The organism is Oceanidesulfovibrio marinus, assembly GCF_013085545.1.
In the GTDB taxonomy this organism is placed as follows: Bacteria; Desulfobacterota; Desulfovibrionia; order Desulfovibrionales; family Desulfovibrionaceae; genus Oceanidesulfovibrio; species Oceanidesulfovibrio marinus.
In genome coordinates this window covers 3,513,094-3,532,959 of the sequence record NZ_CP039543.1, presented here as the reverse complement: position 1 = coordinate 3,532,959, position 19,866 = coordinate 3,513,094, and the positions used below count along the sequence as shown (strand labels likewise).

The 19,866-nt window shown below is 64.8% G+C and carries 12 protein-coding genes and 1 riboswitch; of the genes, 8 read left to right on the top strand and 4 right to left on the bottom strand.

Features of this window, described 5'->3' with window-relative positions:
• Positions 1 to 81 precede the first annotated feature (81 nt).
• Positions 82 to 2,799 (top strand): bifunctional acetate--CoA ligase family protein/GNAT family N-acetyltransferase, encoded by a 2,718-nt coding sequence (locus E8L03_RS15660; protein ID WP_171267853.1) that lies wholly within the window; start codon positions 82 to 84, stop codon positions 2,797 to 2,799.
• Between the two features lie 222 nt (positions 2,800 to 3,021).
• On the opposite strand, the gene E8L03_RS15655 is transcribed toward E8L03_RS15660, so the two are convergent.
• Positions 3,022 to 4,371, bottom strand: coding sequence for a tetratricopeptide repeat protein (locus E8L03_RS15655; RefSeq protein ID WP_144233994.1), 1,350 nt, complete (start codon positions 4,369 to 4,371; stop codon positions 3,022 to 3,024).
• 255 nt (positions 4,372 to 4,626) lie between these two features.
• Positions 4,627 to 4,701: riboswitch (cyclic di-GMP riboswitch) on the top strand.
• Positions 4,702 to 4,878: 177 nt separating this feature from the next.
• On the opposite strand from E8L03_RS15655, the gene E8L03_RS21120 reads away from it, so the two are divergent.
• The 5 genes from E8L03_RS21120 (at position 4,879) to E8L03_RS15630 (ending at position 9,973) form a co-directional block, all read left to right on the top strand.
• On the top strand, positions 4,879 to 6,183 hold the full coding sequence (locus tag E8L03_RS21120; protein ID WP_280530778.1) for a GGDEF domain-containing protein: 1,305 nt from the start codon (positions 4,879 to 4,881) through the stop codon (positions 6,181 to 6,183).
• A gap of 640 nt (positions 6,184 to 6,823) precedes the next feature.
• A complete protein-coding gene (locus E8L03_RS15645) occupies positions 6,824 to 7,303 on the top strand; it encodes a hypothetical protein (RefSeq protein ID WP_144233995.1) in 480 nt (159 codons plus the stop codon).
• Between the two features lie 96 nt (positions 7,304 to 7,399).
• Complete coding sequence (locus E8L03_RS15640) at positions 7,400 to 8,242, top strand: hypothetical protein (RefSeq protein ID WP_171267852.1); 843 nt, start codon at positions 7,400 to 7,402, stop codon at positions 8,240 to 8,242.
• Between the two features lie 24 nt (positions 8,243 to 8,266).
• Positions 8,267 to 9,328: a hypothetical protein gene (locus E8L03_RS15635; RefSeq protein ID WP_171267851.1), complete on the top strand. Its 1,062-nt coding sequence runs from the start codon at positions 8,267 to 8,269 to the stop codon at positions 9,326 to 9,328.
• A gap of 111 nt (positions 9,329 to 9,439) precedes the next feature.
• Positions 9,440 to 9,973 (top strand): SPOR domain-containing protein, encoded by a 534-nt coding sequence (locus tag E8L03_RS15630; protein WP_144233998.1) that lies wholly within the window; start codon positions 9,440 to 9,442, stop codon positions 9,971 to 9,973.
• A gap of 71 nt (positions 9,974 to 10,044) precedes the next feature.
• On the opposite strand, the gene E8L03_RS15625 is transcribed toward E8L03_RS15630, so the two are convergent.
• Positions 10,045 to 12,231, bottom strand: a complete 2,187-nt coding sequence (locus E8L03_RS15625; RefSeq protein WP_171267850.1) for a spermidine synthase — start codon at positions 12,229 to 12,231, stop codon at positions 10,045 to 10,047.
• Between the two features lie 568 nt (positions 12,232 to 12,799).
• Positions 12,800 to 14,185, bottom strand: coding sequence for a sigma-54-dependent transcriptional regulator (locus E8L03_RS15620; RefSeq protein ID WP_244963543.1), 1,386 nt, complete (start codon positions 14,183 to 14,185; stop codon positions 12,800 to 12,802).
• A 149-nt stretch (positions 14,186 to 14,334) separates the two neighbouring features.
• Here E8L03_RS15620 and E8L03_RS15615 point away from each other — a divergent pair, with 149 nt between their 5' ends.
• Positions 14,335 to 15,324, top strand: coding sequence for an SAM-dependent methyltransferase (locus tag E8L03_RS15615; protein WP_244963542.1), 990 nt, complete (start codon positions 14,335 to 14,337; stop codon positions 15,322 to 15,324).
• Here the strand turns inward: E8L03_RS15615 and E8L03_RS15610 are convergent.
• On the bottom strand, positions 15,284 to 16,462 hold the full coding sequence (locus E8L03_RS15610; protein WP_171267849.1) for a hypothetical protein: 1,179 nt from the start codon (positions 16,460 to 16,462) through the stop codon (positions 15,284 to 15,286). The two genes, E8L03_RS15615 and E8L03_RS15610, sit on opposite strands and share 41 nt — an antisense overlap.
• A 108-nt stretch (positions 16,463 to 16,570) precedes the next feature.
• Here E8L03_RS15610 and E8L03_RS15605 point away from each other — a divergent pair, with 108 nt between their 5' ends.
• A complete protein-coding gene (locus tag E8L03_RS15605) occupies positions 16,571 to 19,864 on the top strand; it encodes a UvrD-helicase domain-containing protein (RefSeq protein ID WP_171267848.1) in 3,294 nt (1,097 codons plus the stop codon).
• Positions 19,865 to 19,866 lie beyond the last annotated feature (2 nt).

Below are 19,866 nucleotides of genomic sequence, written 5' to 3'. Positions count from 1 at the left end.
CGAAAATCACAGGAATACAATATCTGCAGGCGCTGCCCTGGCTTTCCCGGAACGCCCTGCACCCTATTCCATGGTCGCCACGTGAAAATTTCCAAACTCGACAAGCTCTTCAAGCCCACATCCGTCGCCGTTATCGGAGCGTCGGAGGAGCCCGGCTCCCCCGGCCGCCAGATCATGGAGAACCTGCTTTCGGGCACGTTCCTCGGCCCGGTCATGCCTGTCCGCGAGGACATGCAGCCCGTGCTGGGCCAAGAGAGCTCCCGCAGCGTGGACACCCTGCCGCTCACGCCGGACATGGCCTGCATCCTGGCCAGGCACGAGGAACTGCCGCGGCACCTGGAAGATCTGGGCAAGCGCGGCTGCCACGCGGCCGTGCTCCTCTCGCGCGGCCTGTTCCGCTTCGACCGCGACGCCCGCGACGGGTTCACCCGCAATCTCCTGGACATCGCCCAGAAGCACGAGATGCGCATCCTGGGTCCCAACTGCCTGGGGTTCATCAACCCGTCCATCGGCCTGAACGCCAGCCTGGCCCACCGCCACGCCCTGCCCGGCAAGGTGGCCTTTGTTTCGCAGTCCGACTCCCTCTTCGCCACCGTGCTCGACTGGGCCACGTCGCAGTCCATCGGCTTCTCGCATTTCATCTCGCTGGGCGACCGCTACGACATCCGCTTCGGCACCGTGCTCGACTACCTGATGAGCGACCCCAACACCCGCGCGGTGCTGCTCTACCTGGAAACCATCGTCAACGCCCGCAACTTTCTGTCCGCCGCGCGGGCCGTGGCGCGCAACAAGCCCGTGCTGGTGCTCAAGGCAGGCCGCTCCATCCAGGGAGCCCGCGCCGCCGCTGCGCACTCCGGCGCTTTCCTCGGCTCGGACGAGGTGTACGACGCCGCCTTCCGCCGGGCCGGCATGCTGCGAGTCAACGACATCGACACCCTGTTCGACACCGTGGAGACCCTGGCCCGATCGCGGCCCCTGCGCGGCGAGCGGCTCGCCGTCCTTACCAACGGCGGCTCCCCCGGATTTCTGGCCACAGACAGCCTGGTCATGGCCGGCGGCAGGCTGGCCACGCTGGAGGTGGAGACCGAGCAGCACCTCATCGAGACCATGGAGGGCTCCTGGTCCTTCGACAACCCGCTCATCCTGCGCAGCGACGCCTCCGGGGAGCTGTACTCCCAGGCGCTTTCCTATCTGCTGAAGGACAAAAACACCGACGCCGTGCTGGTGATGCACGTGCCCACCCACGCCGTGCCGGACCTGGAAGTGGCCGAGGCCGTGGCCAAGACCGCGAAAAAATCCAAACGCAACGTGCTCACGAGCTGGTTGGGGGAAGAAGCGGCCGAGGAGGCCCGCGCCGTGTTCGCCAAGGCCGGCATGCCCACCTACTCCACGCCGGACAAGGCCATCCGCGGCTTCCGCAACATGGTGCAGTACCGCCGCAACCAGGAACTGCTGGTGGAGGTGCCGCCTTCCATGCCGGAGTCGTTCATGCCGGACACGGACGAGGTGAAGCAGCTCGTGGCCCGCACCCTGGAGTCCGGCCGGCAGCTGATGAACGGCACCGAGGCCATGGCCGTACTCTCGGCCTACAAGGTTCCGGCCGTGGAAACGCGGCTCGTCTCGGACATGGACGGTGCGGACGGCGCCGTGCACGCGGCGCAGGAGATCGGCTACCCCGTGGCAGTCAAGGTCCTTTCGCCCGACCTTTTGCGCAAGTCACTGGCCGGCGGCGTGGCCCTGGATCTGGAAACCGACGCCCAGGTGCGCGAGGCCGTGACCGGCATCGTGGAGCGCGTGCAGGAGCAGCAGCCCTCGGCGCGCATCAACGGCTTTGTGGTGCAGCGCATGATGCGCCGGGTCTTCGCCCATGAGCTCTTTGTGGAGGTTGTCACGGACCCGGTCTTCGGGCCCGTCATCCGCTTTGGCCAGGGCGGCAGCCTGACCGAGATCGCCGACGACCACGCCGTGGCCCTGCCCCCCCTGAACCTGGGCCTGGCGCACGAGCTGGTATCGCGGACGCGGGTGGCCTCCATCCTCAAGGGGCATCGGGAGTTCCCGGCCGCAAACATGGACGCCATCTGCCAGACGCTGGTGAAGATATCCCAGCTTATCGTCGATATCCCGGAGATATTCGAGCTCTCCATCAACCCGCTTTTTGCCGACGCCGAGGGCGTCATGGCCCTGGACTGCGCCATCCACGTGGCCAAGGCCGAGGTGGAGCGCGGCGAGGACCAGCTCGCCATCCGGCCCTACCCGCGCGAGCTCGAGGTCTGCGTCACGCTCAAGGACGGCCGCCGCGTCTTCCTGCGGCCCATCAGGCCAGAGGACGAGCCGGCGCACTGGGAGTTTCTGGAGCACGTCAGCGCCGAGGACATGCGCTACCGCTTCTTCTCCAACATCGGCGAGCTTCCTCGCACGGAGATGGCCAAGCTCACGCACATCGACTACGACCGCGAGATGGCCTTCATCGCCAAGGGCTCCGAGGTCTGCGGGGACGAAGAAGGCGGGGAAAAGACTCTGGGCGTGGTGCGCGCCTCCACCTCTCCGGACAACGAGGAAGCCGAGTTCGCCATCCTCGTGCGCTCCGACCTGAAGCGCCTGGGCCTGGGCAAGCAGCTGATGAAGAAGATCATCGAGTACTGCAGAAGCCGGGGAACCCACCGCATTGCTGGTCAGGCCCTGGCTGAGAACGCCGGCATGGTGGGCCTTGCCGAAGCCGTGGGCTTCGAGGTCACCAAGGACTTCGAGGACGACGTCTACAACTTCGATCAGGTCCTGAACCCCACCGAAGAAGAGTAGACGCCGTCACGCCGGCCCCGGCGGTCCGAGAACATCGCCCAACTGATGCGCCCTGCCTTTGGGCTCACCCCAGGCTCACCTCTGGTCGGTTCGCATTGCCCGCCGGCCCGGTTCTTCTATTTTAGAGAAATGTGACCCCGATCGGGGACCAAAAGCAATGAGCCCTGGCAGGGTTGTCCAAGGGACAACGCCCCCCGGCACAACCAGAACAGCGGGACGCTTTTACAATGAGTCGAGCAGCGTCTTGGCCTTGTCGAAGCCAGGGTTCAGCGTCAGCGACGCCTCCAGGAACTGGCGGGCCTCGTCGCTCTTGCGCGCCTTGGTGTAAATCAGCCCGAAGTTGTAGGCGATGACCGGGTCCTGCATGTGGAACTCCGGGTTGAGCTGGAGCGCTTTTTCCAGATGCTCAGTGGCCTTGCGCATCTCCTTGCCCTCGGCATAGGCCAGCGCGATGTTGTACAGCAGGTTCTCGTCCTCGGGCGAGACGGTCCGCGCCTTGTGGTACTCGTCCACAGCCTCGCGCCATTTGCCCTGCCGCCGCAAGGCAATACCCAGGGCGTTGAATATCTTGATGTCGGACTTGTCGAGCATGTCGCCCTTCAGCTCGATGGCCTTGCGGTAGTACTTCACGGCCCTGTCCGGGTCGCGCTTCTCGTAGATGCCGCCGATCTTTGAGGAAATCTCCTCAATGTAGCTCATGGCCTCTCGCTTGGCCTGGTTGATGGCATGGTCGAAAAGCACCTCGGCCTTGTCGTCGTTGCCCATCTCCACGTGAATGCCGCCCATGTCCACCTTGCGCTCCACGTTGAGGGGCGAGAGCTTGTCCAGCTTCTCCAGGTAGCGGAGCCGGTTCTCGTGGTCGCCCTCCTCCTCGTAGAACTCGGCGAGCTTCTTGAGCGGCTCCATGTACATGGAGGCGTGCTCGCAGGCGCTCTCGTACGCCTCCACGGCTTTCTCCTTTTTCCCCAGGCCCTTGTAGGCGTCGCCGAGAATGAGGTAGCCGGCTGCGGAGTTGGGTTTGATGTCCAGGATCTGGCGTACGATCTTCAGCGACTCTTCGAACTGCTCCTGGCTGACCAGCTGCTTGCCCTTGTCGATAAGCTTGCCGATCTTGCCCTGCGGCTTGATGGTGAAGGCGATCTTCTCGATAAGGATGTTCATGGAGATGGGCTTGGAAATAAAGTTGTCCGCGCCGATCTCGTGCAGCAGGACCAAGCGTTGCCGATCCGTCTCTCCGGTCAGGATAACGACCTTGACGTCGTTGAACGCGTTCTTGATCTGCTTGACCAGAAACGCCGTTTCCTTGTTGTTGAACACGCGTTCGATGAAGACGACGATGTTCTTGCGGCGATGCATCGTATCCCGAAGCGCCTTGAGGATATTGTTCTCATCCAGGACGGAAATAATACAATCATCGGTCACGGCGAGTTGCTTGTTGATCGTATTGCGAAGTACGGAATGGAACGTCGTATCCTGAGAAGCGACTATGAATGCGCCATGCGACTTGCGGATGTATTCGACAACAGTGTTTTCATACTGCTTGATTTTCAGATCCATCTTGCTGCTTTGCATCTGTCCTCCGGGCAACCGACTGCCCTTGTTGAATAAAGCCCCCTCACCTTGACCAAAAAATATAGTCTACTGATCAGGTCATCTACCTGTCAACGCTGTGCAGGAAAACCGATTGGGCTTCTTTCCGGTATACGCCGCTGCAAAACGTCTGGGGATGCACTTTTCACCCCACACTGCATGGTGATATACTCTGTCTGTCACTGCGACAACGTAACTTGCAATGCAATCTTCACGATGATATGCAATGATATATTCTGGAAACAAAGCCAAACCTGCTGCGAAGCAGGGACGGAAAGCCACAGGGTCTCTCCGAGACAGCCGGTTGCCCATGGATATGCTCCGCACTCCTTCGTTCTCCCACAGCGCCTCCGATCACGCCGTCTGTTGCACGATGCGTGCTACCGCCATCCATTCCGTTAGCTCCGCTCTCATGGCTCGAACCGTGCGTGTACGGCTGTCCGCAGCATCCGCCTCCGTATCAACAGGGCGCCTTCTGGGAGGTCACGCATGAGCGCCGAACAGCTGATGCGGGACGCACTTGCTGTCTGCGCGGCCACAAAGCGCATGGACGAGGCCATGAAGCGCAATGACAAGAGAGCCATGCAGCGCGAGCTCTCGCTCATACACGAGGCCTCCCAGCGGATCATGGTAGAGGCGCGCACCCTGCCGGATGCCGGCGCGGACAAACCGGCCCCAGCGGCCGCCTGTATCGCCGCCTCCGAAAGCCCTACGCGAGCCATCCGCAACCTGCGGGCCTCGGCCGACTGCATGGCCGCCAACTACCGCGACTCGCTGCGCACCTTCAACCGCTTCCGCTCGTCCATCGCCATCATCCAGAAGACCGCCAGCTTCACCGAGCTGCCCCACCTCCTGCTCCGGCTCCAGGAAATCTTCGGCCTGCAGGTCTTCCGGCTCGTTCTTTCCAGCGACGCCTACGGCGAGATCGCCACGGATCACTTTGACACCTGCACCGAGGCCGAGCTCCGGGACGCAGGCTCCGAGCTGACCGGCGCGGGCTGCGAGCGGCCCTACTACATGGGGGCGCCGTCCGAGCTGCAGCAGCCGGAGCGCTTTCTGGGCGAGCTGGCCGGCAGCCCCGGCTCCTGCTTCATCTACCCCATCATCCACGCCGGCGAGCCGGACAAGATCCTTGGCTACATCACCCTGCTCGACCAGGACCCGAGCCGCTACGCCCCGGACAAGGCCACGGATTTTCTCGAACATTTCCTCTGTGTGCTGGGCCAGTCCATCATCGATCTCCTGGACAAGGAGCTCACCACCCTGACCCACGCCCTGGACGACCTCACCCGGGTCTTCACCCGCGGGCACCTCATGCGCCAGGGCTCCCGGCTGGTGCGCGAAGCCGAGGCCCACTCCATCCCCCTGAGCATGCTCTTCATCGACCTCGACCGCTTCAAGCCCATCAACGATACGTACGGCCATGACGCCGGCGACGCCGTGCTCAAGGTCGTGGCCGCCACCATCAAACAGTATGCGCGCAAGGACGACATCGTGGCGCGCCTGGGCGGCGACGAGTTCGTGGTGCTGCTGCCGCAGACCGACCTGCCCGGCGCGGGCACATTCCGCCGGCGTCTGGAAGAAGGATTTTCCGAGCTGGACCTGGCGCGTATCGTTCCCGGCGCCGAGCACCGGGCCATCGGCGCGTCGGTGGGCGTGGCCGTCCGCGCTCCCAAGCAGGATCTGGCCTCGCTGCTGGGCGAGGCGGACCATGACATGTATGCGGTCAAGCGGAGCATGCATGCGGAGCAGTCTGCCGGAACGCGGACAAAACGCCTGCGCCGGGCATTCTGACCCTGCAGGGCGCGCGTCATGCACAACGTGCACGCCACGGCGAACCGGCTTGCGATTCCTGCGCAACGCTCACCATCCACCGTACATTGGAATGTATGGCCGGGCCTACAACAGTCTGCGGCAGGCCCTTGCCGTGGGTATCTGCATCGCATCACTGCTACCCGCCGGAACGTCCACGCGACCTTTCTGCGGGACACAATCTTAATTGCTCGTCGCTATTGCCAATTTCTGCAAAGCATAGTAAAGGGATATGTAAATTTTCACGCCACCTTGCCCACAGAACGGATCTGCTGGAGCAGGTGGGGATCACGTCTTTGCAGTACGATGATTCGATGATGTATCGCGCCGCGCTCACGTCTCCAGGCCCTGCGTCATGGACGCCGGTCGCATGGAGATCGTCCGGCCGGACTCTGTCTGTGTCCGGAATCCATGTTCCGGCAACAAGGAACGGCGCATTCATGCGAGGCATCGGTATTATGGGTTGCTGCCCGGTGAAAGGCGTCCGCCTGCGTGCCCGACGTTCCGTGCGGCCTGTTCAGAACCTACACGCTGCGAGCCGGAACGCCGGCACGCCAACACGATCGCTTACGACGCCTTGCGCGACGTATGCCGACGCGCAAAAATTCAGGAGGGACCACCCATGAAGCGCGTTTCTGCGACCACTCTGCTCCTGCTTGCGGGGCTGTGCTTCCTGTTCGTCCAATCCGCAGTCGCCGCCGACAAGGAATGGATCAATGCCAAGGGCTATGTCCTGTATCAGGATGAACGCGGCGACATGGTGCGGAAGACCTTCAGCGCCTACCGCGACGTCTATTTCCCGGAAAAACCCAAAAAGCTCGGCCACTTCATTTGCGACCACGAGCGGATTCTCACTCAAATTCCCGTCAGGGAAATCACGGACATCCGCAAAGACCCGCTCTCAAAGAGCGTCTGGATCAAGGCCAACTGCGGGGAGTACCACGCCGTGATAGACCAGGATCTCGCCTATGCGCTGACCAACATGAAGCACATCGAGATGCGCTACTACAACGAGATCACCAGGCAGGAAGAGGTCGGCTTCATCCTCGGCATCGACCTGCACGAGATCCACTTCACCGACACCACCCACGTCACGTTCTAGCTGGGTTCCATTTCTGCGCGGCCGGCTTCTCCGCTCGGGGAGTCCGGCCGCCATTTCCATGACACGCGGCTCTGACCGCCGCGGCTCCTCCTTCCCTTGACGACCTCCAAAACATTCCGTCTGACCATCGCGGCGACAGCCGCGGTCCTGCTCGCTGCGCTGCTGATCTATCACGCGTACTCGACCCCGGAGCGCAACGCCGATGCGCCGGCGACGGCCGATACGACGACCGCTCCGCAGGATGATTCCGGCTCCCGTTCCACAAGCACCCGTCCGGACATCGCGGCCCCGCCGCGCAACGCGCTCCAGGCCGTACGCATCCGGGAAACGCCGGACGGCGCGCGCAGCGTCAGCCGCATCCAGTACGACCCGCCGTACTTCCGCGCGGAAGACGACGCAGGCGTCCAGATTGTAGATATGGAGCAGCAGACGCTACATTTCCAGACGCCCGACGGACAACGGCGGGATATTGAGCTTGCCGACCTCGACCTCGCGCCGCAGTGTGCGTTCTTCTTTGGCGAGTTCGCCCCCAAAAGGTTCGGCGCCGTGGTTGTCGGCGAGACGCCTCTGGGCAACGCGACCTGTTCCGTGTGGGAAATTCCGGCGGATACGGCTATGGCCACGGACGACGCCCCATCCGGCGGCCATTTGCCCGCGCCCCCTGCCGCAGCCCCCTCCACTGCAAAAGATGATACGGTGGAGCAGACCGCCGTTCCGTGTCCGGATCTGGCCGGCGTGCGCATGACCGTCTGCCAGGGCACGCCCCTGCCGGTGCGGGTGGAGCTTCCGAACGGCGTGGTGGAGCGTCTGGAATCCTGGACACTGCTGCCGGCAGGCAGCCTCCGCGAGGCCCTGGCTGCCGAACGTGCAGCCGGCATAACCGCCGGTTTGCATACTGGCAACGCGGACGAACTGCCCGACCGCCCCAGCCTTCAATAACTCCCTCGTTGCGAGGATGCGCCGGTGTACGACGATACGCCCATCCCCCCAGAGCCATTGCCGCCGGAGCCGCACGACACGCCGCCGGGTGTCCATGGTGATGACGCGGCCGTGCCCGTGAGCGTGCACCGCGCGTTTGTCTACGCGGCCATGGCTCCCGGTTTCGGGGAGTGGTACGCCGGAGCGCGCATCCGCGGCGCCGCCGTGTTCACCGCCTTTGTCGCCGTGTTCGTCTGGGGCTCCTGGGAGCTCGCCGTCACGGTCAGCGCGCTGCTGGACCTCGCCTTGGGCGCGACTGTGGACAAACCGCTGCCTCTGTTCCAGCTTGGCGCGGCGTTCTTCATCGCCCTGGTGCTGTGGTTCTGGGGCATGGCCGGCGCCGTGGAGGCCGCGGTGCGCAGGCGGCAGGCGGCAGGCGATCCGCCGCAGATCCATCCGGCGTGGGGCGTAGCCATGAGCTGGCTCTGTCCCGGCGCAGGCCAGATATCCCTGGGCCGGCTGCCCATGGGCTTCATCCTGCTCGGCCTTTACGTCGCGATATTCCCCACGCTGGGGCCGGCGCTCTCCGGGCTGCGCGTTGTCATCGATCACGCCGCAGGCAGCGCCGGGCAGCTGCTCTCGCGACCGGACCTCGCCATGGAGCTGGCGCAGGAGATCTCGGCGCGCATCCAGCTGAGCTTTCCGCGGGTGGCGCAGGACATGGTCAAGTCCGTCTCCATCGCCCTGTACTGCGCCACGCTGGGGCCGGTGCCCGGTGCGCTGGGCGCCGTGCTCGCAAAGGAAGGCGCACACTGGACCGCCGCCCTTTGGGCGCGCTGCCTGGGGCTGGCCGTACTGGGCTGGATATGCCCCGGCGCTCCCCAGCTTCTCCAGGGCCGCGAAGCTCTCGGCTGGTCCCTGCTCGGCGTGAATCTGGCCCTGCCTGGGGCGGCCGGTCTGCTCCTGGCCCAGGGCGTGATCCAGCCCGGCCAGGCATCGCAAATCGCCTCCTGGACGACGCTGGCCGTGCTCGCATCCATTGCCGACAGCCTCATCCGCATGATCCGGCTCAGACGACAGCCTGTACATCTCTCTGATTCCGAGTAGTCGCCTTCCGGCGTCCTGCCGGTGTATTCTGACTGATATCTACTGCTTGAATACTCTCAACTAGAGATATATATTGTGTAAAGAATCTCTAAACTCTCTGGAGAACACATAGTGACTACGCGCCTCTCCCTCCTTGTGCTCGGTCTGGTATGCATTGCGATCCTGTCTGGTTGCGGATCACGCTCCGCATACTATCACCCCAAAAAGCCTGCGTCCGTGTGGGACGAGGACTTCGCCGACTGCCGGGACACTGCGAAGTTCCTGTTGGAGACCGGCCGCGGCGTTTCCGGCGGCGGTCTTGGCGACGAGATCAAGGACTGCATGGAGGCCAAGGGCTACTGCTACGGCTCCGACGCACCGCCGGCCGTCTGCGAGGTCCAGACCTCGGCCAACGACACCGCCCAGACCGAGTACAACGTGCTCGAATCCACATGGCACACCCCGCAGCTGGCCAAGGAGCGCCTCGCCTACCTCCAGAGCACGCACATCCGGGGCGCGTTCATCCGGCCAGTCCAGACCGAGAAAGGCATGTGGTACCGCGTGCTCATCGGCTCGCGTGAAACGCTCCAGGGCGCCAAAGAGCTGCAGTACGACCTCTGGCGCAACCACAACCTGCGCTACACCTACATCGTCAAGCGGCAGTAGCGCCCGCCCAACACAACACCGGGCCGGTTTCATGACCGGCCCTGCCGCCAAGGGCGCGGAAAGCCAGGCTTTTACCGCAAAGCCGAAAAGATGTTGGAGTAGTCGTCCGTCCAGGCGGCCACCTGCGGCGGAAAGTCCGAGATATCCCGCCAGCCCAGCTGCACCAGCGCATCCCTGTCGTCCCTGTTGCGGGTGAAGGCCGCCCAGATACACGCCCGGGCGTCAGGGTCGACATCCGTGATGTACTCGTCGATGAGCACGGAGCAGCCCGCAGACAGCGCCGTGGCCTGCACCACGGGCACAAGGTCGAGGTACTTGTTGGAGAGGTGCATGGCGACCACGCCGTCGCCGCTCAGGCAGCGGAAGTACTCGAGAAACGCCTCGCGCGTGAGCAGGTGCACCGGAATGGAGTCGGAGTTGAAGGCGTCGATGATGATGACGCCGTACCGGCCGTCCGGCTCCCTGGTCAGGGAAAGGCGCGCGTCCCCGAACACAAAGCGCAGCTCACCGGCGCTCTGGTCCAGGTAGCTGAAGTACTTTCGCGCCACGGTCAGGTTGTCCGGGTCCAGCTCGAAGATGTCCCACGGCTGGGCGGGCTTTGCGTACATGGTCAGGCTGCCGGCTCCCAATCCCACCAACGCCACAGGGGCATTGCGCACGAGCGGCGGCACCGTCTTCTGCCCCTGCCGCAGGAGCCGGCCGATGGGCGTGGAGGGATGGTAGTAGGCCAGGGGGATGTCCCGCCGTGCGGCGTCGAGATGCTGCATGCCGTGCAGGGTGGTGCCATGCCGCAGGTAGCGCGTGTCGGCTTCGTCATAGACCTTGTAGATGCCGTAGAAGTTGCGCAGCCGCATGAGGTAGCCACCGGCCGGGCCGTACAGATCCCGCGCCTGCACCGCCAGAATCACGGCCACGCCCACCAGGGCCACGGCGGCGCTACGGCGCTCCAGCTTATACAGCAGCAGAGCCAGCAGGAACCCGCCACCCACGGCGATGAGACTGGTGTCCACGGCCTTGAAATGATCCAGTGCCGCGGGCCAGGCCAAAGCCAGCATGAACGCCCCGGCCATGCGCAGCCCAACGGAGCGCACACTGCCCAGGGGGTGTTTGCCGCGGCTCCAGGCGCTCAGTGCGAGGCCCACGCCGGCCAGCACAATGGCCGTGGGGTACTCCACCAGGCTCGCCCCGGCCAGGGGCGCCCCCCAGCTCACCAGCACGCCGCCCAGGAACCCGCCCAATGCCAGGTGCATGTAGAAGGACGACAACCGGCCGGGGTCTTCCGGCCGCGACTCGTACAGCGCCGTGTGGCACACGGTGCACACCACCAGCAGCACGGCCATGTGCGCCAGCCCCATCACCGCCACGGGCAGCGAGTACGACTGCTGGATGAGCAGGAAGAGGAAAAAGCCCACGGCCGCGGCCAGGGGGAATCTGTCCCTGAGCGCCTGCGGGCACCACGGCCGGGTCCGGAAAGCCAGGGAGAAGGTGAGCAGATAGAGCGCCAACGGTACGGTCCACAGCAGGGGCACGGCGGCCAGATCCATGGTCACGGCGTTGGTCACGGAGAGGAACATGGCCGCGCCGGCTGCGGAGAGCACGAGCCACGTCAGCCGCTTCCGCCAGGGCGTGCGCCTGTCTATATTCTTAGACGGATCGTAACATTCGGCAACTGCAGGCGGGCAGCCGAAGTACACGGCCAGATGCGCTGCCGCGGCCACGGCAAAGCCTATTTGCCACGCCGTGAGCTGATCGCCAAGGCCCAGCAGCGGCTCTACGGCAAAGGGGTAGCTCATCAGCCCGGCGAACGAGCCCAGGTTCGACGTGGCGTAGAGCACGTAAGCGTTGACCCGTTTGCCCATGCCGGAGAGCGCCACGCGCTGCTGCGTGGCCAGGCCCATGGCCGCCAGAACCACGAAGGCCGGCCCCACGGTGCGCGCCAGCATCCACGATATCTCCAGGATATGCGCCAGGCCGTAGCTGGGGTGGGCGAGAATGGTCTGGTCGATGGGGAAAAACGCCAGCGGCGCCAGGCAGAACAGCACATGGAGTGCGGTCCAGAGACGGGAGTGCGAGCGGCCGGCCAGGAAGTACGCCCAGCCGTACCCGGCCAGCAGCGCAGCCTGGAAGAACATGACGCACACCGCCCAGACGAGGTAGCTGCCGCCGAAGCCGGGCAGCACTGCCTTGGAGACAACGAGCTCTAACTGGAAGAGCAGGAAGGAAGCGAGGAATACCGCGCAGTTGGCCAGGATAAACACGCACTTGTCCTAGCGCAAAGCGAGGAAAAAGGGAAACAGTATCAGGGGTTGGAGCGAAATCGTAAAAAAGCGCCGAGAGGTCATCGCACGAAAAAAGCCCCGGAAGCGTGGTCTTGCTGGGGACCTTCTTCCGGGGCTTTGGCAGTTTACGCGTCCGCCCGTGACTTCCGGGCGTGAAGGGGGTTCCCGCACCATTGCGGGTGAGGCGGGCGCGTCGCCTGCAATATTGTCAGCCGAGGAAGTAGCGGGCGTCCTCGGCGTCGTTCGCCTGGGCAAAAGTGATGGCCACTTCGTAATCCTCGATCACCTGGAAGAAACGCCTCACGATACGTGCCATGGTACAACTCCTTGGGGAAAATTTTCGTCGCCGCGCTAACGTGCGCGATGTCTCATACTTTCCAAGAGCCGTGCCAAACATTTTATTTTTGCTTAACATGCTGTTTTTTAAGACAAACACCATATACCGCAATGCATGTGACCCCCTTCACATGATGCATTGTGCAACACGTGAAAGGGGTCACATATCATTCTGCTAAATATATAAGTATGTTAAATTATATTTGTGGTATTACGCAACACCGTTGCGCACTGCACCGTCCGCCAGTCCCATGCGCTTCATCTTCCGCCACAGGGACGTCCGGTCGATGCCCAGAATCTGCGCTGCGCGGGATTTGTTGCCGTCGGTTTTCTCCAGCACCAGCCGGATATGGCGCTCCTCCAGCTCGGACAGGCTCAGCAGTATCTCGCCCTCGGACAGGCACGCCGTGTTCTGGCCGCGTAATCGCGCCGGCAGGTGGCTGCGCTCGATGATCTCGCCGTCGGAGAGGATCACGGCGCGTTCAATGACGTTCTTCAGCTCCCGCACGTTGCCGGGGAAGGGGTAGTTGAAAAGCAGATCGAGCACCTCGCTGGAGAGCCGCTTCACCGGCTTGCCGTAGTCCTTGGCATAGCTTTCCAGAAAGTAATTACAGAACAAGGGGATGTCGTCGGCGCGCTCGCGCAGGGGCGGGATGCTCATGGTAAAAACGTTGAGCCGGTAATAGAGGTCCTCGCGGAAACGGCCGGCCGCCACCTCGTTCCCCAGCCGGCGGTTTGTAGCCGCCAGGATGCGCACGTCCACCGGTATCTCCTCGGTGCCGCCCACGCGGACCACCTTCTTCTCCTGCAGCACGCGCAAAAGCTGCACCTGGGCGGACATGGGCATCTCGCCGATTTCGTCCAGCAGCACGGTGCCGCCGTCCAGGGATTCGAAGATGCCTTTGGTGGTGCGCTGCGCGCCGGTAAACGCCTCGCGCTCGTGGCCAAAGAGCTCGTTGCACAACAGCTCCTCGCTCAACGAGCCGCAGTTGATGGCGAACTGCCGCTTGTCCGCGCGCTTGGAGTTCTCGTGGATCATGCGCGAGACCAGCTCCTTGCCCGTGCCTGTCTCGCCCGTGATGAGCACCGTGCAGTCCAGCGGCGCCACCCGCACGATGAGCCGCTTGAGCTCCTGGATCTGCGGGCTCTTGCCGATGAGCCCCGGCCCCCGGCGGGTACGCACGTAGGAGCGCAGCTCCTCCAGCTCCTCGCGCACTATGCGCTTTTCCTTCACGCGCTCCACCAGCAGGCGGACCTCTTCTTCCGAGTACGGCTTGGTCAGGTAGTGCAGGGCGCCGCGCTTCATGGCTTCCACGGCGCGTTCCACGGAGCTGGAGCCGGTGATGATCACGACCTCGGTCACCGGGTTGTTGGACTTCACCTTGGCCAGCAGGGAGAGCTCGCCTCGGCCGCCAGTGTGCAGATCGGTCATCACGAGGTCGAAGGCCTGCCCCTCCGCCAGGGTAAGGGCGCATTCGAGCTCCTGGCAGGTGGTTATCTCGTGGCCAGGGCCGGAGAGCGCGTGCTCCAGCTCGTCCAGCGACCGGGGATCGTCCTCCACCACGAGAATCCGAAATTGTTCATACATATCATCCATATAAAAATCCTATGCGTCGAAGGCTGGCCAACCATACCATGGAACCATTCCGCCTGCATTTGCAATCGTCCGCCCGGCGGCCAGGGCCAGCGGAATCCTTTACGCCAACCGGCTTGCCATGGCGAGCGGCCGTGGATACACCCTCCCCCATGAACGACGCAATGCAGCAATCCGGGGACAGCCTGGGCGGCACAATCTACCTCGCGCCCAAGGGCTTCGAGGCCGAGCTGGAGCACGAGGTCCGCATCGAGCTGGAGGCCGAGGACCCGCAGGTCGCGGCCGACGTGTGGGCTCGCGAGCGCCTGGTCTTCGCACCCGGTCCGTACCGGCCCATGGCCTGGGCGCAGAACGCCTGGCTGGAGCCGTGGCGCATCCCCTTCGATTCCATCAAGGAAGGCGCGCGGGCGCTCAAGGCCATCCAGCGCAACTGGTCACTCACATCCATTGCCGAGCACCGCCGCGCCGCGCTCATTGCCGAGGCGCTGCCGCCGGTCAAGGGCCGACCCCTGGAGTTCGGCGAGACGCCGCCAGCCTCGCCCCTGGGCGGCTGGACCCTGCTGGACCGCAACACCATCATTGCCGCACCGCAGACCACCTCGCCCTTCCCGCAGGGCGAGGTCCACTTTGTGGAGGACAAGTCCGGCCCGCCCAATCGCGCCTACCTCAAGCTCTGGGAAGCTTTCACCCGGTTCGGCGTACCCGAGCCGGGCTCCCGCTGCCTGGATCTGGGCGCCAGCCCCGGCGGCTGGACATGGGTTCTGGCCCAGCTCGGCTGCAACGTGACGGCCGTGGACCGCTCCCCCCTGGCCCCGGAGTTGATGCGCAACCCGCTGGTAACCTTCCGCACGGGCAGCGCTTTTGGTGTGGACCCGCGCCACGTGCGCGAGGAGTACGGCGAGGTGGATTGGCTGGTGTGGGACGTAGCGTGCTACCCCAAACGGTTGCTCACCTGGGTGCGGCGCTGGCTGGATGCCGGCCCGGAGTGCTCCATGGTCTGCACCCTCAAGTTCCAGGGCGAGACGGACATGGACTCGGTCTTTGCCTTCAAGCGCATCCCCGGCTCACGGCTCGTGCACCTGACGCACAACAAGCACGAACTCACCTGGGTTCGCCTTGCCGGAGGAGCTCCTTTGCCCTGAGCTCCGGCCACAGCCGCGGCTCGTACGCCGGCGCGGTAACGCCCGGCACGTCCGGCACGTCCACTTCCGGCGCGCCCTTGTCCAGCGCGGCCAGGGTCTGCTCCAGGGTCATGCCCGGCATCAGCGCCGGATGGTACAGAAGGAGCAGCGCCTCCTTGTCGATCTCCGGGTAGGCGGTCACTTCCGGCGGCGTCACGCCGTCCACAGGAAACCACAGCACGCTCGTCACGCCGGGCAGGGCCCAGCCCCGCAGTCCCAGGGCCAGCAGCAGATGCCGCCGCACCGAGGCCGGGGTGAGCTTCACGCGGTACAGCTCCACGGTGGCCCGTTGCAGCACGCCGGTGGTCCGGTCGGCCAGCACGCGGGTCAGACCGGTGCGCAGCGTGTCGGCCTCGATATCCTCGATGCGGATGTGGATGTCCGGAACGTGCTCGCGCTCCTCGAAGGAGATATCGCGCTCGTCCAGAATTCTGGACACCTCGTCCGCCGCGTCGTGGATGATTGCAAGCTCCTCCGGATCAGCATCGCCCTCCACGGCGTAGGTGATGCGCAGCTTGCCCCAGCGCATCAACCGGCCTGGCGGAGCCTCGAACCCGGTGCCGCTCTTGAGCAGGGCGTACTGCTCCGCACGGTCCTGAAAGGCCACGCGCAGGAAGTGCTCCAGAGGAGTGACCTCCTTGGGCGATGCCTTCACGCGCACGGGCTTGCTGCTTTTCAGCAGCTCCTGCACGGGGTCCAGCCCTTCGTAGCCTTCCTCCAGGGGAAAGATAGTATCGTTGGCGTCTTTGGTCGGGGTCGCATTGCTTTCCACAGCCGGGGTGTTGGTGCTGTCCGACCCCACGTTGGCCGCGTTCGCCTCGGCTTCGGCCGCATTGTCCGATTCCCGGACAGCTTCCGGCTCTTCCGAATTTTTGGGCGTTGCAACGGCTTTTGTGCCGTCGTCCGGAAGGACGCTTGCCGCAACCAGGGACGGCGCGAGGAGACGGGTCTGCGCCGCGGCCACTTTTTCCGGCGCGCTATGCCTTGCCTGCGCCGGACCGTGCGCGTCCGGCTGCGCGGCTACGGCAACAGCGCAGAATCCTGTACAAAAAAGAATGAGCGCGCAAAGCGCGGCTGGTGCGAAAATCATGCGTCGCATGCGCTCGAGTCCTGCATCCGGGCGTTGGCCCCGTGTCGCTTTTCTGGTAATGATTGCCTCGGCGTATGTCGGCGGCACGCCGCCGCCGCGCTGCCGGGCAAGTATAGCATGGAACAATTTCTCGCCGACCTACATATCCACTCGCGGTACTCCAGGGCAACCAGCAAGCAGCTCGATCCGAGAGTGCTGGCTGCGTGGGCCCGGGTCAAGGGCCTGCACGTCATCGGCACCGGTGACTTCACCCATCCGGGCTGGCGCAAGGAGCTGGCCGAGCTGCTGGAGCCCGATCCTGGCAGCGGTCTGTTCCGGCTCAAGGATACGCGCAACCTGACGCGGGAGATACCCTTCCTCGACGGGTATGAGCTCGCCGGCCGCACGCTGTTCATGCTCCAGGCCGAGATCAGCTCCATCTACAAGAAAAACGGTGCGGTGCGAAAGGTCCACAACCTTGTCTACGTGCCCACCATGGAGGCCGCCGACAAGCTCTCAGAGCAGCTGGCAGCCATCGGCAACATCGAATCCGACGGCCGGCCCATCCTGGGGCTGGACTCGCGCAATCTGCTCGAAATGGTGGTGGAGCTCGATCCGCTGGCCTTCCTCGTGCCCGCGCACATCTGGACGCCATGGTTCTCGCTCTTCGGCTCCAAGTCCGGCTTCAACTCCCTGGAGGAGTGCTACGGCGATCTGTCCTCCCATATTTTCGCGCTGGAGACCGGCCTCTCCTCCGACCCGGAGATGAACTGGATGCTCTCGGCGCTGGACCGCTACGCGCTCATCTCCAACTCGGACGCACACTCCGGCGAGAAGCTGGCCCGCGAGTGCAACATCTTCAGCGGCGAGCGCTCCTACGAAGGCATCTTCCGCGCCCTGCGCGGCGAAGCCCTGGGCCACAAGTTCCAGGGCACGGTGGAGTTCTTTCCCGAGGAGGGCAAGTACCACCTGGACGGCCACCGCAAGTGCGGCGTGGCCCTGGAGCCGCGGGAGACACTGTCGCGCGGCGGCATCTGCCCGGTCTGCGGCAAGCCGCTCACCGTGGGCGTGCTGCACCGCGTGCTGGACCTGGCCGACCGCGACACGCCCGAGAAGCCGGACAAAGCGCCGGGCTTCGAGTCGCTCATTCCCCTGGCCGAGGTACTCTCCGAGATCGTCGGCGCCGGCCCGACCACCAAGAAGGTCCGCGCCATGTACACCCGCTGCATCTCGCGCATCGGCTCCGAGATGGCCGTGCTGCGGGATGCGCCGCCCGAGGAGCTGGCCCGCGTCTCCGCGCCACTGGCCGAGGCCGTCTCGCGCATGCGCCGCGGCGAGGTGATCCGCAACCCCGGCTTCGACGGCGAGTTCGGCGTGATCCGCGTGTTTTCGGAAAAGGAGCGTAAGGAGCTGCACCAGGGCACCTTCCTGGTTCCGGATTCGTATCCTGCCAAGAAAAAACGTTCCGCTCCCGCGCCCAAGGATGCGCCACCGGCCAGCGAGCCGACCGACACCGCGCCCGAGCCCGAGGCCGTTCTGGAAAGCGAGGCCCCGACCCCGGCCGAGCCTGCCGGGCTCAACCCGGAGCAGCAAACAGCAGTGCTGGCCGATCCCGGCCCTGTGCTGGTGAAGGCCGGACCTGGCACCGGCAAGACGCACACCCTGCTGGCGCGCATCGAGCACCTTATTGCCGAAGGCAGCTCGCCCCGGCACATCCTGGCCGTCACCTTCACCCGCAAGGCCGCCCGCGAGCTTTCCGACCGGCTGGTGGCGTCGTTCGGCTCCAAGGCAGCCCTGCCGCGCGCCGACACGCTGCACGCCCTGGCCCACGAGGTCTGGCGCAACGCCTACGACGAAGCGCCGGTGGTCCTGTCCGAGGAAGCCGCCCGCCGTGTGTTCCGCGAGTCCAACACCGGCTCCGACCTCGACTCCCGCGCCCTGGACAAGGCTTTCTCCGCCATCTCCCTGGCGCGCGAACGCCGCGACCCCCTGGGCGAGGAGCTCGAACCGCTGTTCCATCGCTACGTGAAGCAGAAGGAGTCGTGGAACCTGGCCGACTACACCGACCTGCTCGAGTTCTGGCTGGAGCAGATCGAGCACGAGATCTACCCCCGGCCGTACACCCACGTGCTGGTGGACGAGGTGCAGGACTTCTCCCGGTTACAGATTGACCTGGTGCGCGCGCTGCTCACGGCGCCGGCGGCCGAGCAGATCGCCGACGAGCTGAACGAACCGGGTTCCCCTGCCGGGCGCGGCCTTTTCGCCATCGGCGACCCGGACCAGTCCATCTACGGATTCCGCGGCGCACTGGCTCATGTGGAAGAGGCCCTGCGCGAGGTCTGGCCCCATCTGGAGGTCATCGGCCTGTCCACCAACTATCGCTCGTCTCAGTCCATTCTTGATCTCGCCGCCCGCGCTCTGATCCAGGGCCAGGGGGCTCCTGCGCCGCTGACCGGCGTCTCTTCGCTGGCCGGGCAGATCCGGCTGTTCGAGGCTCCCTCGGCAGAGAGCGAGGCTGCCTGGGTGGGCGAGCGCATCCGCGCCCTGCTGGGCGCCACCAGCCACACCCTGGCCGACCGCCAGCACGAGGAAGACAAGGCCGAGGGCCTGGGCGAGGAGCAGTTCTCGCCTGGCGACATTGCCGTGCTCGTGCGTGTTCGCAGCCAGATCGCACCCCTGGCGCGCACCCTGGACCGGCTGGGCCTGCCTGTATCCGTGCCGGAGACCGAGGCTTTCTGGGAGGACCCCCGCGTGGCCGCCATCCTTGCCGCGGCCGGCGGCTTCCTGGGCATCTCCCGGCCCGAGGATGATCCAGAGTCAGAAAAGGCGCAGGCCGCCAAGCCGCTGCCCTGCCCGGACGACGTGCTTGCCTCCGGACCGAGCGCCATCGCATCCTACATGCAGGACGTGCCGCCCTTTGACCGCCTGTTCTGGAAAAGCCGCGCCTTCAAGGAGCTGGCCGCCGGTTTCGAAGAGCACGGAGGCTGGCTCGGCCTGATCAACTGGATCAACCTGCAGTCCAGTCTGGAGCAGGTACGCCGCGCGAGCGAGAAGGTGCAGATCATGACGCTCCACGCGGCCAAGGGGCTGGAGTTTCGCGCCGTGTTCCTGCCCGGCCTGGAGGAAGGCGTTCTGCCCTTTGCCGGACCGGGACTCTCCGCCATCCCGGAAACGCCCGGCCCGAGCTACACCATCGACCTTGCGCCGGACCAGCTTGCCGAAGAGCTGCGGCTCTTCTACGTGGGGCTGACCCGCGCCCGCGAGGCGCTCTACCTTTCCCGCGCCGGCAGCCGCACCGTGTACGGCAGGACCTACCGCCTGCCGGCCTCGCGTTTCCTTGGTCCGTTGGCCGACGGCGAGAACGCCATCCGCCGCTCCACCCTCATCGCCAAGACGCAGCGCACGCAAAAGCATCTGTCGCTCATGGACTGAGG

What these genes read in the sequence shown, in the direction of transcription:
- E8L03_RS15620 (WP_244963543.1), bottom strand. Translation starts at nt 14,185, where the DNA reads ATGGATGATATGTATGAACAATTTCGGATTCTCGTGGTGGAGGACGAT.
- E8L03_RS15610 (WP_171267849.1), bottom strand. Translation starts at nt 16,462, where the DNA reads ATGCGACGCATGATTTTCGCACCAGCCGCGCTTTGCGCGCTCATTCTT.
- E8L03_RS15655 (WP_144233994.1), bottom strand. Translation starts at nt 4,371, where the DNA reads ATGCAAAGCAGCAAGATGGATCTGAAAATCAAGCAGTATGAAAACACT.
- E8L03_RS21120 (WP_280530778.1), top strand. Translation starts at nt 4,879, where the DNA reads ATGAGCGCCGAACAGCTGATGCGGGACGCACTTGCTGTCTGCGCGGCC.
- E8L03_RS15605 (WP_171267848.1), top strand. Translation starts at nt 16,571, where the DNA reads ATGGAACAATTTCTCGCCGACCTACATATCCACTCGCGGTACTCCAGG.
- E8L03_RS15615 (WP_244963542.1), top strand. Translation starts at nt 14,335, where the DNA reads ATGAACGACGCAATGCAGCAATCCGGGGACAGCCTGGGCGGCACAATC.
- E8L03_RS15645 (WP_144233995.1), top strand. Translation starts at nt 6,824, where the DNA reads ATGAAGCGCGTTTCTGCGACCACTCTGCTCCTGCTTGCGGGGCTGTGC.